This is a genomic window from Pseudomonas sp. HD57-3 (genome assembly GCF_056113135.1).
In genome coordinates this window covers 3,481,062-3,499,025 of sequence record NZ_CM148568.1, presented here as the reverse complement: position 1 = coordinate 3,499,025, position 17,964 = coordinate 3,481,062, and the positions used below count along the sequence as shown (strand labels likewise).

The following is a 17,964-nucleotide window of genomic DNA, read 5'->3' as shown; positions in this document are numbered from 1 at the left end:
AAGGGGGCTGGCCGGTTCCAGGCCAGTCAATCACAGTTGCGCGCTACAGCCATTCATGAAGGAGCGGGCTATGTTCAAGTTCTTCAAGACTACAGTGCTCGGTGGCCTGATCTTTATCCTGCCGCTGGTTCTCATTTTCGTGCTGATCGAAAAAGCCATTCACCTTCTGCGAGGCCCGGTGCAAAAGCTTCTGCCAATGTTCTCCGGCTATGACATCGCCGGTGTCACGCTACTGAGCCTGGCTACCTTGGCGGGTCTGATTCTGCTGTGTTTTTTGGCTGGCCTTCTGGCGAAGACGAAAGCCGCGTCGCGTGCTATCGATGCGATTGAAAACAAGGTCCTTGGCAATTTGCCCGGGTATCAACTGGTCAAGGACGCCGCGAGTCGAATGGCCGGGCTGGAAAATGACGACGGCTCAAAGGTCGGGTTAATTGCAGAAGGTGAAGGGTGGCGCGTCTGTCTGGTGCTCGAAAGTGTCGGCGAATTCCTGACAATCTACATGCCTGATGGTGGGCCCGCTGGCGGTACTGCGGGTGAAGTGCGCTTGATTCCCGCATCACATGTGATCATTACCGAGCTGACATGGCTGACGCTGCTCACCAATTTGCGACGTGGAGGTCGTGGCCTCCTGGAAGCTGTACAACCCTGGTTGCCAAATCCTGAGTGCCAGCCCACCTGCCCTGCCCCTCATCATGGTTGACAGGACAGAAGGGTTAGCAAGTCAGTCCGACGTTACTTGTTTTTCAACTTCAGGTACGACTGGTGAAGGTCCGCTGCCCACTCGTCCAATACCTTGCGCGCATCTGTCGCTTTCATGATTTGGCTGTCGTTCTCCAGCGGCTGGCCAGTGCCTTTGCGCACAACCTGAGCAATCACCGCGTTATTGCCGCCATCCAGAAATACGGCTTCAGTGGCGATCGTAGTTTCCTGGTCACGAATACCCGTCGCAGTGCTTACTGCAGCGGCGACCAGCGCGATTGGAATCACTTCGTATGGCTTGAGCCCTTCAGTCTTGCTGCTGACAGCCGTGATAGCCGCTCGCACGACAATGGTGCCCGGGCCTGGGCCATTGGCCAAAGGCAGGGACTTGCCCAGCTCACGCTTGAGTGCAGAGTCGTAGTAGGACGTGATGCCATTGAGTGTGCTTTGCGGAATCTTGTCGGTAGGTTGTGGTTTGGGGTAAAGCTGGCTCGGCTCTACGTAAACGCTCGAGTATTTGTTCAGATCGAGCTTGGGATCAACCCAGCGCATCACGGCTGCACCCGAGGGGGATTTTTCCTCTTTCAAACGGCTGTAATCCTTGAGGAAACCCGAGTACTCATCAGGCTGAGTCAGCTTGCTTGAACATCCGGTCATGGCTAGCGTAGCCAGACATACCGACCCCATCAAAAGCGTTGCTCTCATTCTTGAATCTCCCTGGTGTGCGAAATTTCGCGAAGCCCATTCGATCAATGCATGGCTGCAAACGTCCTGGCTTTTGATGAGCCAATAGACGAGCCGTTTATGTATAGCTCAACTTTTTGCTCTGATCGCCAATCGAAGTAGATCTCGTGCTTTTCATCAGATACTGAAATAAAAAAAGTTGCTGAACCTTGAAGCACTTCTATTCTCATTGAAGTTTTTCCAGTCTCTAAAGTCCGCCGAGCGTACCCGATGGGAAATGACAAGGGATGGATCATTTGCGAGCACTGCGACGGTGTTTACGAGCGCAGCGTGCTCATCAAGAATCAGAAGACTTGGTGCGTGCGCTGCGGCGGCGTGCTCCAGCGCTATAACGGACTGACGATTGAGCAGCGTTTGGCGCTCACTCTCACAGCGCTGGTGGTGTGGATTTTCGCCAATTTTTATCCGGTGATGAGCATCAGCCTCAAGGGTCTGAAAAACAGTGCGACGCTATGGGATTCTGTCGTGGCGTTGAGCCTTGGACCGATCACTTTCATAGCACTCGTAGCCGCAGTAGCCATGATCATTGCGCCGATTATCCAGTTGCTGCTGCTGGTTTGGGTGCTGGGCTTTGCGCTGAAATCTCGTCGTTCCCCCGGTTTCCGCTTCTGCATGCGCTGGCTGGAAACCCTCAGACCCTGGAGCATGCTTGAGGTCTGCCTTCTTGGGGCCATGGTCGCGGTGATCAAACTTGCCGGGCTGCTGGACGTGTTGCCGGGTATTGGCCTGTTTGCTCTCGCCGTGTTGAGCCTGATGATGATCCGCATTGCCGGGCGCGATATCCGCGAACTGTGGGACATCCTATGAACATGCCGCCCAATGCCAATGACCTTAACTTGTGTCTTTGCCACAGTTGCGGCCAGGCGTGCGACATGACGGGCGAACCCCATGAGTGCGAGCGCTGCGGGTCTCCCCTGCATCGCCGCAAGCCCGATTCGCTGACGAGGACCTGGGCCTATATGTTCACGGCGCTGGCGTTCTATGTTCCGGCCAATCTGCTGCCGGTCATGAATACCAAAATGGTCGGCAACGGCGCTGACAGCACTATCATGAGCGGCGTGCTGGAGTTCTGGGAGGCCGGAGCCTGGGATATCGCGCTGATCATCTTCATTGCAAGTATCGCCGTGCCCGGTATCAAGTTTGTCGCGATCACGCTGCTGCTGGTCACGGTTCAGCGCGACAGCCAATGGGCGCTCAAGGAACGCTCCCGTCTGTACCGGTTCGTTGAGGTCATCGGGTATTGGTCGATGCTCGACGTCATCGTCGTGGCACTGGTCGCGTCATTGGTGAAGTTCGACGCACTGGCCGACATCGAACCACGTGCCGGCATTCTGTTTTTTGGCTTGGTGGTGGTCTTCACCATGCTCTCGGCGATGAGTTTCGACCCGCGCCTTATCTGGGACCAACACAATCGGCAAGACAGGGAGTTCATGGATGAAGTCATCCACCAATGACAAGCCGCATACCCCGGGACAGGCCCCGCTCAAGACGCGTCGATTCGGCGTCTCGCTGGTCTGGATAGTACCCATCATTGCAGTGCTGGTAGGCATTTCACTGGTGGTTCACAGCATTCTTCAGGAAGGGCCGACCATCACGCTGACGTTTAAAACAGGTGATGGACTCACCGCCAACAAAACCGAAGTCAAGTACCGCAATGTGGTGATCGGACACGTCTCGGATGTCAGTCTGAGCGACGATCAGAAAAGCGTGAACGCCACGATCAAACTGGCCAAACAGGCAGAAGGCTTCACTCGCGAAGACTCCAAATACTGGGTAGTGCGACCCCGTATCGGCGCGGGTGGCGTGTCCGGCATCGACACCCTGCTTTCCGGCGACTACATCGGCGCCGATATCGGTCAGTCAAACACGCGGGCAAAAACGTTCAAGGGGCTGGAAAATCCGCCTCCGATTACCTACGGCGAACCGGGCAAACGCTTTACCCTGCACACCGAAGATCTCGGCTCCCTGGACATCGGCTCCCCGGTCTACTACCGCAAGATACCGGTGGGCCAAGTCGTGGCTTATGCGCTGGACCCCGATGGTAAAGGCGTCAGTATTGAAGTGTTCATTCATACGCCGAACGACGCCTATGTCACCGAGAATACTCGTTTCTGGAACGCCAGCGGTATCGACGTAAATGTAGGTGCCAACGGTTTCGCTTTGAAAACCGAATCACTGTCGACCTTATTGGTGGGTGGCATTGCTTTTCGGGCGCCCGAGTTCAGTCCGAACGACACGGCCGCAGGCGAGGACAAGAACTTCGAACTGTTCGCGAATCAAGAAGCCGCCCTCGCCCCTCCCAATGGCAAGGCACAATACCTCAGTTTGCGTTTCGATCAGGCGATGCGCGGGCTCAAGGTCGACGCGCCGGTCGAGTTTCTCGGTGTCGAGATTGGCAAGGTTGTCTCGGTCAATCTTGATTTTGATGAGGCCAAACGCAGCTTTCCGGTCAATGTAGGCATCGTGATTTATCCGCAACGGCTGGGCCAGGCACACGCAAAACTGCTAAAGGTGCTGAAACACGACCCGGAGGACATAGCGGGGACTGCACGGATATTCAGCACCTTTGTCGGCAACGGTTTGCGAGCGCAAGCACGTAGCGGCAACCTGCTCACTGGTCAGTTATATATTGCGCTGGATTTCTTTCCAAAGGCGCCGAAGGTGGCGTTCGACATCAACGCACGGCCGATTGCGATCCCCACCGTGCCTGGCAGCCTGGAACTGCTGCAAGAGCAATTGCAGGCCATGGTCGACAAGATCAACAAGCTGCCGGTCGAGCGAATTGCCAGCAATCTTGATGGCAACCTGACCGAACTGCGCAAAGGGCTTACACAGTTCAATGCCAAGACGTTGCCGAGGGTACAGAGCACGCTTGCCGACATGAGCAAAACCTTGCAGTCGGCCAATGCGACGCTGGCTGAAGACTCGCCGCAGCGGGAAAAACTGACTGAAACACTTGATGAACTCGGACGCATGTCGCGCTCTCTGCGTGAACTCTCGGATTACTTGGGACGCAACCCCGAATCGCTGATTCGCGGACGCCCCGCCAATGCCGCGCCACTGGACCTGAAAGGGCCGCCACGTAACTAAGCGCAGGAGCGAAACCGATGAAGTCAGGACGTATTTCAGGATTGGCCAGTACGCTATTGCTGCTGGCTGCGCGCCGCAGCGATCCAATCTCGTTCCACACCTTGACCCCGGCGCAACCGGCGGGTCCTCCCAGCACTGCCGTTAGCGAAATTCAGATTGAAAGCATGACTGTGCCGCCGCAAGTCGACAGGCCGCAGATCGTGATTCGTCAAGGCGACAGCGGGCTGGCAATCCTCGAAACCCAATGGTGGGCCGCCAGTCTTTCCGAAGAGCTACGCAGTGCACTGATCGATCAGCTAAACAACGTCCGCGTTAATGGAAAAGTGCTACTGCGCGTGGAGGTGCAACGCTTCGATTCGGTTCCTGGCCAATACGCTCTCATGGACGCCAATTGGCGCTTGCGGAGTGCCGACGCGGCAATTTCGCTGAATTGTCGCAGCGTCCTGCAAACCGCATCCGGTGTCAGCATTGATGATCTGGTAGCGGCCCAGCAAAACAACGTCAAGCGACTGGCAGCGTTGGTGGGCCGAACTGCCAGCAAACCCAATAACGGTTGCCCTGCCGCCCAGTAAGGAGAGACCCTCATGTCCGTCACGATTTTGCGCCGCTCTGGATCGGCGCTCAGCATTAGAAACTCCCTACGCGAAGGCCTGTCACTTCTCGGTGCTACAAGTTTGTTGCTCAGCAGCATGTCCGCCCAGGCGGGCGGTATCATGATTTATGAAGCAGGCCACGAGGGCACGGGCCTTGCGAACGCCGGGGCGGCAGTGCTGGCCACAGACCCGAGTGTGCTGATGAACAACCCGGCCGGCATCAGTCAGTTGGCTGGCACCCAGGTCAACTTCAATGCCCAAGTGATCCTGGGTGACGTGAGTTTTTCCCGTGACGGAGACAATACCTTTAGTGGCAACGAGGGCGGCAATGCACTGAAGTATCTTCCGGGCAGTAGTTTTTTCGTCAGCCATCAACTTGATGATCGTTCGACTATCGGCTTCGGGATGTATGGCAATTTCGGTCTGGCACTGGACTATGACGACGACTGGGCAGGACGATATTTCACTCAAGAGTCTGCAATTATCGGCGTTTCATTCCAGCCGACCTACGCCTATAAAATTTCTGATGATTTGTCGATCGGCTTTGGACCACGCTTCATGCTGGGCTACTTCCGCACTGAAGTAGCGGTCAATAACAACGTGCTGGGCCTGGGCAACGCTGACGATGGGCAGTTACGTTACAAAGACACCGACTGGGGCACGGGCGCGAATATCGGTTTGCTTTACAAACTGAACGAAAGGACCAAGCTCGGGATTGCATGGACCAGCAAGGTCAAACTGGAATTTGAAGACCGGCCCGAGTTGAAAAACATCACCAATCCTCTGCTTCGAGTCGCGCTGAACCGTATTGACGTCGATCAACTGAATATCGACATGAATGTTCCTCAGACAGTCACCACCAGTATTTCTTACCAGCTCGATCCTCAGTGGACATTGCTGGGTAGCCTCGGCTGGCAAGACTGGAGTGATTTCGGCAAGTTGGGTGTCGAGGTTGACACCGATTCCGCATCGACCGCGCGCACTGCCGATCGGCAATACAAGGACACTTGGCATGTTTCCGTCGGCGCGCAAAACCAGATCAACCCCAAGCTGCGCTGGAATATCGGCGCCGCCTATGACTCTTCCGCCGTCGACGACAAGGATCGCACTGTCGATAACCCCATGAATGAGACATGGCGTCTGGCAACCGGATTCAACTACACGCTGCAAGAAAACCTGGACGTGCACATGAGCTACACCCTGATCTACCTGGGGGATATGGACGTGCAACAGACCAAATCACGCTCCGGAGGCACGGTATCCGGCGAGTATAAGAACGCAGCGCTGCATGTATTGGGTGGTGGTTTGGTCTGGCGGTTTTAAACCATTCGGTAAGAGTGGCTGTGCCGTGTGTCCCAAAAAGGCACAGATGACCGCAGATGACTTGGTAAAAGACGCCAGCTACTCCTACGCTTGATGTGTCCGTCGCACTGCGTCGGCATTCAATGGAATGATTCAGCACGTAGTACGAGGGCCGATCATGAATGGTTCACGGGGTGTATTTTACGGCGCACACCTGCGTCCGCAGCGTCAGTCGTTGGCTTTGGAGCCAAGGATCCTGTTCGATGGTGCTGCAGCCTCAGCGACGGTCGAGCAGCATCACACTGATCCTGCCGCCCAGCCGGCTGCGGTAGAGGCTCAAGTCCCTCACGCAACGCCCACTGAAGGCCGGGCCGATACCGAGCAAGCACCGTCTGCAGCGCGCAGTTTGTTGGTGATCGACAGCCGCATTGAAAATAGGGATCAACTGGTCGCGCAGTTGCCGGACAATGTCACAGCGATTGTGGTGAATGTCGGCGAAGACGGTCTGGCGGCGATCTCTGCGGCATTGGCACAACTGGGCAAGGTCGATTCGATCCAGATCATGTCCCATGGCGGCGCCGGACAATTCACCTTGGGTAACCGCACCGTCACCTCAGACAACATCGACTCGCTGGGCAAGACCCTCGAACAGTGGCGTAACAATCTGACCCAAGGTGCGGACATTCAGCTCTATGGTTGCGATGTGGGCGCCGGTGCGGCCGGGCAAACCCTGGTCAGCGAGCTGGCGCGCTGGACTGGCGCCGATGTCGGCGCCTCCAGCAACGACACCGGCAGCAGCAAGTCCGGCGGTGACTGGACCCTGGAAACCCGGGTTGGTGACCTCGATAAGAGCATTGCTATCAGCAGCCTCGCCATGGCCCATTTCGACGGCTTGCTGGCCGATGCGGCACCGACCGCCACGGTGTCCACTGGTGGCAGCGATGTGCTGCTCGGTGACCGCTTCACTTTTACCGTGAACTTCAGCAACACCTCGACCCAGGTGGGTTACGCGCCATTCATCAATCTGGCGATACCGGTCACCGGCAAGGATGGCGACGACGGCATCAATTTCATTTCAGCCACCTACTTGGGGCAAAACCTGATCAGTCACGTGGTGACGTTCGACGCCAACGGCAACGCTACGCATCCCTTGGCGAAAGACGCCAATGGCAACCTCCTGATCATCAACGCTGCCACCTACGGCATGCGCGCCGGCGACAAACTGGTGGTGATCGAGTTGCCCTTCGCCAGCGTCACCAACCAGCAGCCGGTGATCGGTGTGCAGGTTACCGCCAGCTTGAGCAATCTTGCCGACACGGCGTTTTCCAACGGTTCGCCTGACCTGACCATTCGCGCCAGTGGCGGCTTCGAATTCGGTAATGACGCGCTGGACAACCCGACCAATGATCCGAGCCTGATCCAGGCCGGCACCGCTGCCTTCGTCGTGCACCCGACGGTGATCACCGTCAGCGAAACCATCAATACTCCAGAAGGTGAAACTGCCACCGGCCCCAACTATGTGCGGACGCTAACCCTGTCGGCGACGCCCGCGCCCGGCCAGACGCTGACCAACGTCGTCGTTACTCAGCCCCTGCCAGACAATATTCAGGTCAACTCGATTACCCCCGGCGCTGGAGGCCGGCTGACCTCGATCACCCTGCACGACGGCACTGTGGTGACCAATGCGGCGCAAATCGCTGTGCTGATTGCGGCCAACGACGTTTATATCAATTCGTTCACCGTCGAGTACGCCAGCCTTTCTGGCAAGACCGACACCGTGGTTGCGTTCTACGTCCCTGAAGTCGACGCCAACGGCCAGCCCGTGATTAACCCGGTGACCGGTGACGCCGTGACCGTAACGCTTGGCCCGCCGACCGCTTCCGGGCAATGGGTGCCACTGGATCCGCGCGACCTCACCGCGCCGAACACCACCATTGATTTCAGCGGCACCGGCCAAGGCACGCAATTCATCGCCAAATCGATCACGCTGCTGAAAACCGCGACGATGCAGACCGACATCGGCCACAGAGGCATCAGCCCCGGCGACACCCTGCAATACACCCTGAACCTGGCAATTTCCGACTACTTTGCCTTCGGCAAGGACTTTTTCAATGAGGGCCAACTGGTCATCCGCGACCAGCTCAGCGATGGTCAGATCTTCAGCGGCACGCCGACCCTGACGGTGACCATCAACGGCGTCGCGCAGACCATTACACTGGTCACCAGCGTGGTGAACAACGCCGATGGCAGCACGTCAATGGTGTTCGACATTGCCCAGTCGCTGCGTAATGCATTCAACAACATTCGCGGCTGGCTCAACGGTGACCTGGCCTTTGACGACACGTTGCAGGGCGCCGTGGTTGCGGTGTTGAGCTATTCCGCCGTCGTCGGCCAGACCTACAAGCCGCCTTCAGGCAACCCGCATCCGGACATCAACGAAGGTGACGAACTGGGCAACACCGCTACCGTGGACGGCACGCTATTGGTCGATCGTTTCAACCTGACGGGCGAGAGTGAAACCGACGGCTCCGCCACCACCAGCGTTATTCCCACCAGCAATGTCGATATCAGTCTGGTCGAGGTCAATAACGGCGCACCGCCGGGCAACGGAGAACTGCGCCCCGGCGATGAAGTGACCTTCGAGCTGAGTTACGACCTGGTCACCGGCGATTACGAGCAGTTCAAACTCACCGCGTACCTGCCGCTGCCGTTATTCAACGTCAGCGCGATTACCTGGGGCTCGGGCAGTGATGTCGGCCAATGGGAGCTGGGCGCAGGCAATACCAATGCCGGTGGCGTGGTCAGCGTCACCAGCGCCGACGGCAATTCGGTGGTGTTCGATTTCGGCAGCTTTGCCACCAACACCACCACCGGCAGCCGCATCGTTATTCGCTTCACGGTCAGGGTCGGGGACCAGCCGTTTGCCGACCAGCGTTCGCTTGACGTCCTCGCGCAATCGAGCCAGCAGACCACCCTCACCGACCGCACGCTGATTTCCTCTGACGTCGTTGCGATCGTGTCGGTCGCCGAACCGGTGCTCAATATCAAGCACGGCGTGGTGTCCGGCTCCAACGGCACGGTGACCGGTACTTCCGGTAGCTGGAATCCACCAGGGACCGCGGGCAAACCGTTCAACGGCAGTGTCACCGACCTCTCGGCAGTCGACGGCAACATCAGCAATATCGACGGCGCCGACCGTTTGCGTTTGGTCACGGCCATTGAGAACAGCGGTGGTGGCGGCGCGTTTGACGTCAGCACCAGCATCACCCTGCCCTCTGGCTTGAGCTTCGTCGGTGGCAGTCTGGCGGCGGCCAACCTGCAGATTTATCGCGGCGACGGCACCTTGCTGGTGCTCGGTACCGACTACAGCGTCAGCGGCAATCAGATCACCTTCCTTGACGCCGGCGGCCAAGCCAGTCTGTTGGCAGGGCGCAGCGGTACGGCAGCCGATACCAGCGGTGCCAACGTTGTGATAATCAGTTATGACGTAGTGGTCAGTGCGACGATCGAGGCCAGCCGTAGCCTGCAATCCACCGCCACTCTGAGCAATTACGCCAGCGTCAACGGCGGCAGCGATTTCACCCCCACCGACCTCACAGACCTGGCCAGCCAGCAGATTGCCGCGCCGGTCATTAGCAAGGTCTTTGCCGACGGTACACTGGACAATGGCGACTCCAGCGCCAGTCACACCAACGGCAGCGATCTGGTGGTCGGCGAAAGCATGCGCTACGACATCGTGATCACCTTGCCCGAAGGGACCACACAAAACCTGCGCATCGAAGACCTGATCCCGCCGGGGATGCGTCTGGACACCAGTTTCAACGGTGGCCTCGGCTATCAGATCATCACCACCCGCGCCGGCAGTGGCGCTCTCGGCGCGGATTTCGCTGGAAGCGTACTGGTTAGCGGTTTCGCCGGGATTGGCGGCGCACTGGGGGGCGACGGTGTGGATGGGCGTTGGACCTTCAGCGTCTCGAGCGTGTCAGCGGACAACCAGACCGGTAACAACACCTTCGTGATTCGTCTGCAACTGGTGGCCAGCAACGTCATTGCCAACCAGGCGAACGTCTCACTGCAGAACAACGCACAACTGATTTTCAGTGACCCGGATGGTGACACGCCAAACGGTACCGTCGCGCTGGACCGCAACGTTGCCCTGAGCGGCGGTCAGCCCACCGTGACCCTGCGCGAACCGACACTGCAGATCAATCAGGTCATCACCTCGACTTCGGGTCTGGGCGGTTATGACCAGGGCGATACGGTGACTTTCAATATCACCCTTAGCAACGGCAACGGCAGCACCGACTTCAGTGCGTTCGACATCACTTTCCTCGACACCCTGCCGACCCAACTCAGCAACGTCACGCTGGTCGGCGTGCTGTATCAGAACGGTGCGACCAACAACGGCGGTGTTGCCTTCGAAATCGTCGGCGGCCAGTTGCGCACCGCCAGCGGCGCCAATATCGATATTGCCAAGGGCGGCAGCATCGTTTTGCAGCTTAGCGGCATCGTCAACGCCAGCGCTGCGGCCCTGTCGAATATTGCCAACGTGGCGAGCGTGCAATGGACCAGCCTCGACGGTGGCAATAGTGGCGAACGAACCGGCGTCGACGGCGCGCTCAATGGCGGCACCCTCAATGATTACCGCAACCTGTCGACTCTGCTGATTCCCGTGGCGCAGGCCATTCAGATCTCCCGTGTCGGCGGTTTGCCAGACACCGCCGCGCCCTCGCCTACCACCGCTGCCATCGAACAGGTGACCGTCGGCGAAGTGATTCGCTACCGCGTGGTGGTGCTGGTGCCAGAAGGCAACAACCCCAACTATCAAGTGCAGATCACCCTGGCCAACGGCTTGCAGTTCATCTCGCCGGACGCGCTGGTCAATGCCTTGCGCATCGCGTTCATCTCCAACGGAGGGCTGATCAGTGATGCCAACCTGATCGTCGGTGGCACGCTGAACATCGACGGCAACGAAAACAGCCCCGAAGCCCTGCCGATCACCGCCGACCTGTCAGGTCTGGCGCCGCAAGGCATTTTCGACTCGAGCCGGCTGTCCGTCGTCACCAACCCCGATGGCACCCAGGTAGTGACTTTCAATCTCGGTAACGTGGTCAACGGAAATGGAAACGACGATGATCTGGAAGGCATCTCGATCGAATTCAACGTGCGCGTAACCAACATCGCCGCCAACATTGCCGGCGCGCAACTGGCGGTGACTGCAAGGGAAATCGTCAACGGTGCCGGGCGTGCGGTCAGTGACACGGTGTTCGAACGTGTGGTCGAGCCGAACTTCAGCGGCCTCGACAAGCAGATCGTCGCGTTCAACCCCAATCCCGCCGGCAGTACCGGCAACGCCACCGTGCAACTGAGCTTTATCCAGAATGGCGGTCTGCCGGCGTTCGATGCGCGCGTCAGCGACGGCTTTGCCGGCGGCAGCAATTACACCTTGCTCAGCGTCAGCATCAACGGCGTCAGTTACGGCCCGGGCAACCTGCCGGCGGGGATCAGCTTCAGCACCAGCGGCGGTTTGAGCGTCAACTTCGATCAATTGGATGTCGGCGCGCAGATTCAGGTGCGCTATTCGGTCGATCTGCCGAACTCGAGCATTGTCGCCAGCAGCAATGCGACATTGACCTGGAGCAGCCTGCCTGAAGACTTCACCAGTTGGGGCGGCAACAGCGTCGGGGTCGATGGCACCACCACCGGTGAACGCGATGGCAGCGCCGTCGGCCCGAACCAGTACATTTTGCGCGACACCGCCGGTCTCGGCGTGATCACCGGCACCCTGTGGAACGACACTACCAGTCCAACTGCCAGCGCTACGCCAGACGGCCCCGGTCTGGCCGGGCAAACCGTGACCCTGACCTGGGCCGGGGCCGACGGACGCCTCGACACCAGCGCCGACAACCTGCAATTCAGCACCACGACCGATGCCAACGGTCAGTACCACTTCGGCGTCTTGCCGCTGGGCGTGTTTCGTATTGACGTGCCGGCGGGGCTGGTCAGTTATCCGCAACCGGTGGGTGATCTGCGCGTACGGGTTGACAGTGATGCCGGCACCCTTGGCCAGATCACTATCACGTTGGGCGACGCCGATACGCAAAGCGCCAATGCCGGTTACGTCGAACAGAACGACGCCCCGGTCAACACCCTCCCCGGCACACAAAATGGCCAGGAAGATGTGGTGCTGGCTATCGGCGGTATCAGCGTCGCTGATCCTGATGCCAACCGTGATCCGAACGTCAACGACCGCGCCATCAGCGTTATTCTCACGGTCACTCACGGGACACTGTTCCTCGGCGCGACCGTGCCGGGTGTCACGGTCAGCGGGTCTAATACCGCGAGCATGACCCTGACCGGCAACCTCGCCGACATCAACACCGCGCTGGCCGGCCTGCGTTATCTGGGTAATGCCGACTTCAATGGCACCGACACCCTGACGGTGCTGAGCAACGATCGTGGCAACTACGGCGATGCCGACGGCGACGGTCTCCCGGGTACGGCCGGAGATGCGCTGACGGACACTGACAGCCTGCAAATCATCCTCGACGCGGTGAATGACAACCCAGTGGGTGTCAACGACAGCGCCACGGCGTTGGAGGCTGGCGGCACCAACAACGCCTCCGCCGGTATCGACCCACGCGGCAATGTGCTGAGCAACGACACCGACGTTGACATCGCCACCAACGCCGATCAACTGCATGTGGTGTCGGTCGGCCCTGGCGCCGGCATTCAGACGCCAGTACTCGGCGTCACCGTGATCAATGGCCTGTACGGTCAGTTGGTGATTGGCAGCAACGGCTCCTATCAATATGTCGTCGATAACAACAACGCAGCCGTGCAGGCCTTGCGCGTGTCGGGCCAGACCTTGCAGGACAACTTCAATTACGTCCTCGCGGACCTTGCCGGGGCCACCTCGACAGCAACACTGACCGTCACCCTTCAAGGTGCCAACGACACGCCGCAGGGTATTGACGATGACGGAGTCGCCATCGAGGCCGGTGGGGTCAACAACGGCACGCCGGGCAGCGATGCCACCGGTAATGTGTTGAGTAATGATCAGGACGTCGACAGCGCGGCCAATGGGGAAACCCGCACCGTGACCGGTATCCGAGCGGTCGCCGAAGCCGGCGCCGGCAATTTCACTGCCGTCAGCGGCGCAACGGCCATTGCCGGGCTCTACGGCACCTTGACCATAAATCCCGATGGCACCTACAGCTATGTGGTCAACAACAGCAATGCAACAGTTCAGCGGCTCAGCGCTGGTCAACAATTGGTCGAGTTCTTCAGCTATCGCCTGACCGATACCGGCGGTCTGGATGATGTCGCGCAATTGCGCATCGTCATCCAGGGCGCCAACGACAACCCGGTGGCCAGCGATGATGCGGCGTCAGCACAAGCCGCGTCGACTAATGGCAACGCCTCGGAAAGCAATCCGAGCGGCAACGTGATTCAGTTCCCCAGCCGCCCCGGGCCAATCACCCAACCCGGTGGCAATGGTGTCGATCAGGACGTCGACGCCAATGACCAGCCGAGCAGCCAATTGCAGGTCAATGGTGTAATCAACAAAAGCGAAGCCAGTTACAACCCGGCCGTCGACGTGCTCAGTGGCGTGGCCACCGGTACCACCTCAGCCAACGGCACCGTGGTGGTCGGTCTCTACGGCACCTTGCGCATCGGCGCAGATGGCTCGTTTTTCTATGACGTCGATAGCACCAATGCGGCGGTCCAGGCCTTGACGCCGGGGCAGACTTTGACCGAGTTTTTCACTTACCGCGTGACCGACACCACCGGCCTGACCGACACCGCGCAACTGGTGATTACCGTGCACGGCGTCAACGATCCACCGGTGGCGCAAAACGTCGTCGCTATCGCCACCGAAGCCGGCGGGATCAACAACCTGACGCCGGGCGTCAATCCTTCGGGTGACGTCACGGCCAATGACACCGATCCCGATGGCGACCCTTTGACTGTCACGCTGATCAAGTCCGGCGCGAGCGGCGATCCGGGAACGCCGATCGCGGTGAATGTCGGCGGTACGGTGATTGCCGGACTGTACGGCACGCTGACGATTTTCCCCGACGGCAGTTATGTCTATGAGGTCGACAACAGCAACCCTGACGTTCAGGCCCTGCGCCGCAGCGTGGATCTGCTTTCCGAGCGTTTCACCTACACCGTCAGCGATGGCGTCGGCGCCACTCCGGAAACCGACACCGCCGAAATCATCGTGCTGATTCGCGGGCAGAACGACAACCCACAGGCCAACGACGACTCAGGCGTGGCCATTGAGGCCGGCGGTTTGAACAACAGCCAGCCCGGTCAGGATCCTACTGGCAACGTGCTGGATAACGACACCGACGTCGACGGCGGCGAAGTGCCCGGCGACCTGCCCAATTACGATTATGGTGAAACCCGCACTGTGTCCTCGGTGCGCACCGGTACAGAGTCCGGCACCGGAACTGCCGGCACTTTGGGCACTGAGCTGCGCGGTTCATACGGCTGGCTGACACTGAATGCCGACGGCAGCTACAGCTATCGCCTGGACAACAGTATGGCCGCCGTGCAGGCCTTGCGCGCCGGCGATACGTTGCTCGATGCGTTCAGCTACGAGGTGATCGACGCCGCCGGCGCGAGCGATCGCGCCACGCTGAACATCACGATTCAGGGGCGCAACGACACCCCGATCGCTCAGAACGACAGCAACACTGCAATTGAGGCCGGCGGCTTGAACAACACTACGCCGGGCACTGATCCGACCGGCAATGTGCTGAGCAATGACAGCGATGTTGACGGCAACGGCGAAGTGCTCAGTGTTATCGGCGTCAGTCAGGGCTTGTCGGTGGGCCTGATCGGTAGCGGTTTCAATGGCACCTATGGCGTTCTCACCCTGAATGCCGATGGCAGTTACAGCTACGTGGTCGACAATCTAAATCCGCAGGTCCAGGCACTGCGCAGCAATGCCGACACCCTCACGGAAACCTTTACCTATCGGATCCGCGACCTGGCCGGCGCCACCAGCAGTGCGACGCTGACCATCACCGTGCGCGGGGCCAACGACAATCCGATCGCCAGTGACGACAGCGCGGTGGCGGTCGAGGCCGGTGGAACGTTCAACGGCACGCCCGGGGTCAATCCAAGCGGAAATGTGCTGAACAACGACAACGATGTCGATGCCAACGACGCCAAACTGGTCACCGGTATCCGCACGGGCAACGAAGCGGCGGGTGGCGCCTTTATCAACGTCGTCGGCGCGCAAACCTTCAACGGTTTGTACGGCACCCTCACCCTCAATACCGACGGCACTTACAACTACGTGGTCAATAACAACCTCGCGGCAGTGCAGGCGCTGAAGCTCGGCGATTCGCTGGTGGAAACCTTCACCTACCGCCTGCGCGACATCGCCGGGGCCACCGACACCGCGCAACTGAGCATTCGAATCGACGGTGCCTGGGATGCGCCGGTCGCGGCCAACGATACCGTCCTGGCCGTGGCAGATAACGGCAAGGGCAACGGCGTCAACCCTAGCGGCAACGTGCTGCCCAATGACACCGACGTTGACCAGGGGGACAGCAAGACGGTCACCGGCATTCGTTTCGGCACGGAAGACGCCGGCGGCAGTCTGGCCGGGATCACGGCCGGCACCAACAACAGCAACGGCACACTGATCGATGGCCTTTACGGGCAATTGATCATCGGTGCCGATGGCAGCTTCACCTACAACCTCGACTCGAGCAATCCGGCGGTTCTGGCCCTCGGCCCACTGCAATTTCTCAACGAGCGCTTCACCTATCAGGTCAGCGACCGTGGCGGGCAAAACGATCTGGCGGAAATCCACATCATCATTCGTGGGCGCAACTTGGCGCCGGTGGCCAATGGCGACACGGCCACCGCCATCGAAGCCGGTGGTACCAACAACGATCAACCCGGACTCAACCCCGGCGGCAATGTGCTAGACAACGATACCGACGCTGAGAGTGATCCGCTGTCGGTGATTGGCATTCACGCAGGCACCGCCAGCGACATCGGTACAGTGGGCAGCGTCGGCACGTCGTTGCGCGGCTTGTATGGCGACCTGCTGATCAACGCCGACGGCAGCTACACTTACACTGTCGACAACAATCTGGCCGCCGTCCAGGCCTTGCGCCAGAGCGGCCAGACCCTGAATGAAGTATTCACCTACACCATCGTCGACCGCTGGGGCGCCACCAGCACCGCCGAATTGCGCATCACTGTCGACGGTCGCAACGACACCCCGGTCGCCGCTGATGACAGCGCCACGGCGGTTGAAGCCGGGGGTGTCAACAACGGCACGCCGGGCAGCAACGCCAATGGCAACGTGCTGGACAACGACAACGACGTCGACAGCGTCGTCAATGGCGAAAGCAAACAGGTGCAAAGCGTCAGCAATCAGGCCGGTCAGTCAGCAGGTGCCGGGCAAGTGCTGATCGGCCTCTATGGGCAACTGACACTGAATGCCGATGGCAGCTACACCTACGTTATCGACAACAATAATCCCGTGGTGCAGGCATTGCGCACGGCAGGTGAAACCCTCAGCGAAACCTTCACCTATCGCATGGTCGACACTGCCGGCGCGACTTCGGATGCGCGGCTGACCGTGGTTATTCAAGGCGCCAATGACGCACCGCTGGCGCAGAACGACAGCGGTTTTGCCAGCGACCAGTCTCCTGCCCCGCAAACCACCGGTAACGTGTTGCCCAATGACCGCGACGTTGACGGCAACGACATCCTGGTGGTGGTCGGGATCCGCACCGGCGCCGAGGCGGGGTCAGGGACTGCGGGTGTGATCGGCCAGCCGATCATTGGCCTCTACGGCACGCTGGTGTTGAACGCCGACGGCAGCTACACCTACACCATCGATCAGAACAACCCGGCAGTGCTGGCCGCCGCCGGTCTCGGGCAGATCCTGCGGGACGTGTTCACCTACACCATCAATGACCGCAGCGGCGCCAGCGATCAGGCTGAACTGACGATCACCCTCGACATCGCCACGCCGTTCATTCCGGCGCCGGGTGGCAACAACTTCGAGCGCGACCCGAACACCCTCAACGGCAACTTCCTCATCCCCGATCCACAACCGGCGGTTTTCGTCACGCCAGTGGTTGAGCGTGAGGCGCAAATCTCCGAGCTGTCGGCCTGGGGCGTCGATGGCAGCAACCTGCGTCTGGCGGCGGTCGGTGAGTTCACCAGTGAGTCGGTGGGCAATGGTCTGGGGCTGGTACCGGGGCAATTCGTCCAGCAAGCGGTGCGTACCAGTCGCCTGGAAAGCGAACTGGATTTTCTGTGGATTCAGGGGCGTCAAGGCCGTACCGGGTTGAGTGCCGATGGGCTGTTGAGCGATCCGTCGTTGTTCACCTTGAACCCGGCCGACCTGACGCACAGTCCGGCACACGCTGAAAACCAACAGGAAAAACCACGGGCCAAGGGCTTCAGCGCGCAATTGCGTGATGCAGCGCAGCGGCGCTCGCCACGATAGCGCCGCCGAACTGAAAAATTCCAAGAATGCAAAGGAATGAAC

8 protein-coding genes are annotated in these 17,964 nt (G+C 59.5%); 7 read left to right on the top strand and 1 reads right to left on the bottom strand.

Annotation, left to right across the window (positions count from 1 at the left end; translation table 11 throughout):
* The first annotated feature begins 70 nt into the window (after window positions 1-70).
* Window positions 71-700, top strand: a complete 630-nt coding sequence (locus AC0R79_RS15585) for a DUF502 domain-containing protein (protein WP_474730419.1) — start codon at window positions 71-73, stop codon at window positions 698-700.
* Window positions 701-732: 32 nt separating this feature from the next.
* Here the strand turns inward: AC0R79_RS15585 and AC0R79_RS15580 are convergent, their stop codons facing one another.
* Window positions 733-1,404, bottom strand: a complete 672-nt coding sequence (locus AC0R79_RS15580) for a DUF3313 domain-containing protein (RefSeq protein WP_085745677.1) — start codon at window positions 1,402-1,404, stop codon at window positions 733-735.
* A gap of 249 nt (window positions 1,405-1,653) precedes the next feature.
* Here AC0R79_RS15580 and AC0R79_RS15575 point away from each other — a divergent pair, with 249 nt between their 5' ends.
* The 6 genes from AC0R79_RS15575 (at window position 1,654) to AC0R79_RS15550 (ending at window position 17,922) form a co-directional block, all read left to right on the top strand.
* The gene (locus AC0R79_RS15575) at window positions 1,654-2,250 is read left to right on the top strand and encodes a paraquat-inducible protein A (RefSeq protein ID WP_085745676.1); all 597 of its coding nucleotides are present in this window, start codon (window positions 1,654-1,656) and stop codon (window positions 2,248-2,250) included.
* The gene (locus AC0R79_RS15570) at window positions 2,247-2,897 is read left to right on the top strand and encodes a paraquat-inducible protein A (RefSeq protein WP_085745675.1); all 651 of its coding nucleotides are present in this window, start codon (window positions 2,247-2,249) and stop codon (window positions 2,895-2,897) included. The genes AC0R79_RS15575 and AC0R79_RS15570 overlap by 4 nt, the downstream gene beginning before the upstream one ends.
* Window positions 2,878-4,533, top strand: a complete 1,656-nt coding sequence (locus AC0R79_RS15565) for a PqiB family protein (RefSeq protein WP_085745674.1) — start codon at window positions 2,878-2,880, stop codon at window positions 4,531-4,533. The genes AC0R79_RS15570 and AC0R79_RS15565 overlap by 20 nt, the downstream gene beginning before the upstream one ends.
* Window positions 4,534-4,550: 17 nt before the next feature.
* A complete protein-coding gene (locus AC0R79_RS15560; protein WP_474730416.1) occupies window positions 4,551-5,105 on the top strand; it encodes a PqiC family protein in 555 nt (184 codons plus the stop codon).
* A gap of 117 nt (window positions 5,106-5,222) precedes the next feature.
* Window positions 5,223-6,449, top strand: a complete 1,227-nt coding sequence (locus tag AC0R79_RS15555; protein WP_474735120.1) for an OmpP1/FadL family transporter — start codon at window positions 5,223-5,225, stop codon at window positions 6,447-6,449.
* A 157-nt stretch (window positions 6,450-6,606) separates the two neighbouring features.
* Window positions 6,607-17,922 (top strand): VCBS domain-containing protein, encoded by an 11,316-nt coding sequence (locus AC0R79_RS15550; protein ID WP_474730414.1) that lies wholly within the window; start codon window positions 6,607-6,609, stop codon window positions 17,920-17,922.
* Window positions 17,923-17,964 lie beyond the last annotated feature (42 nt).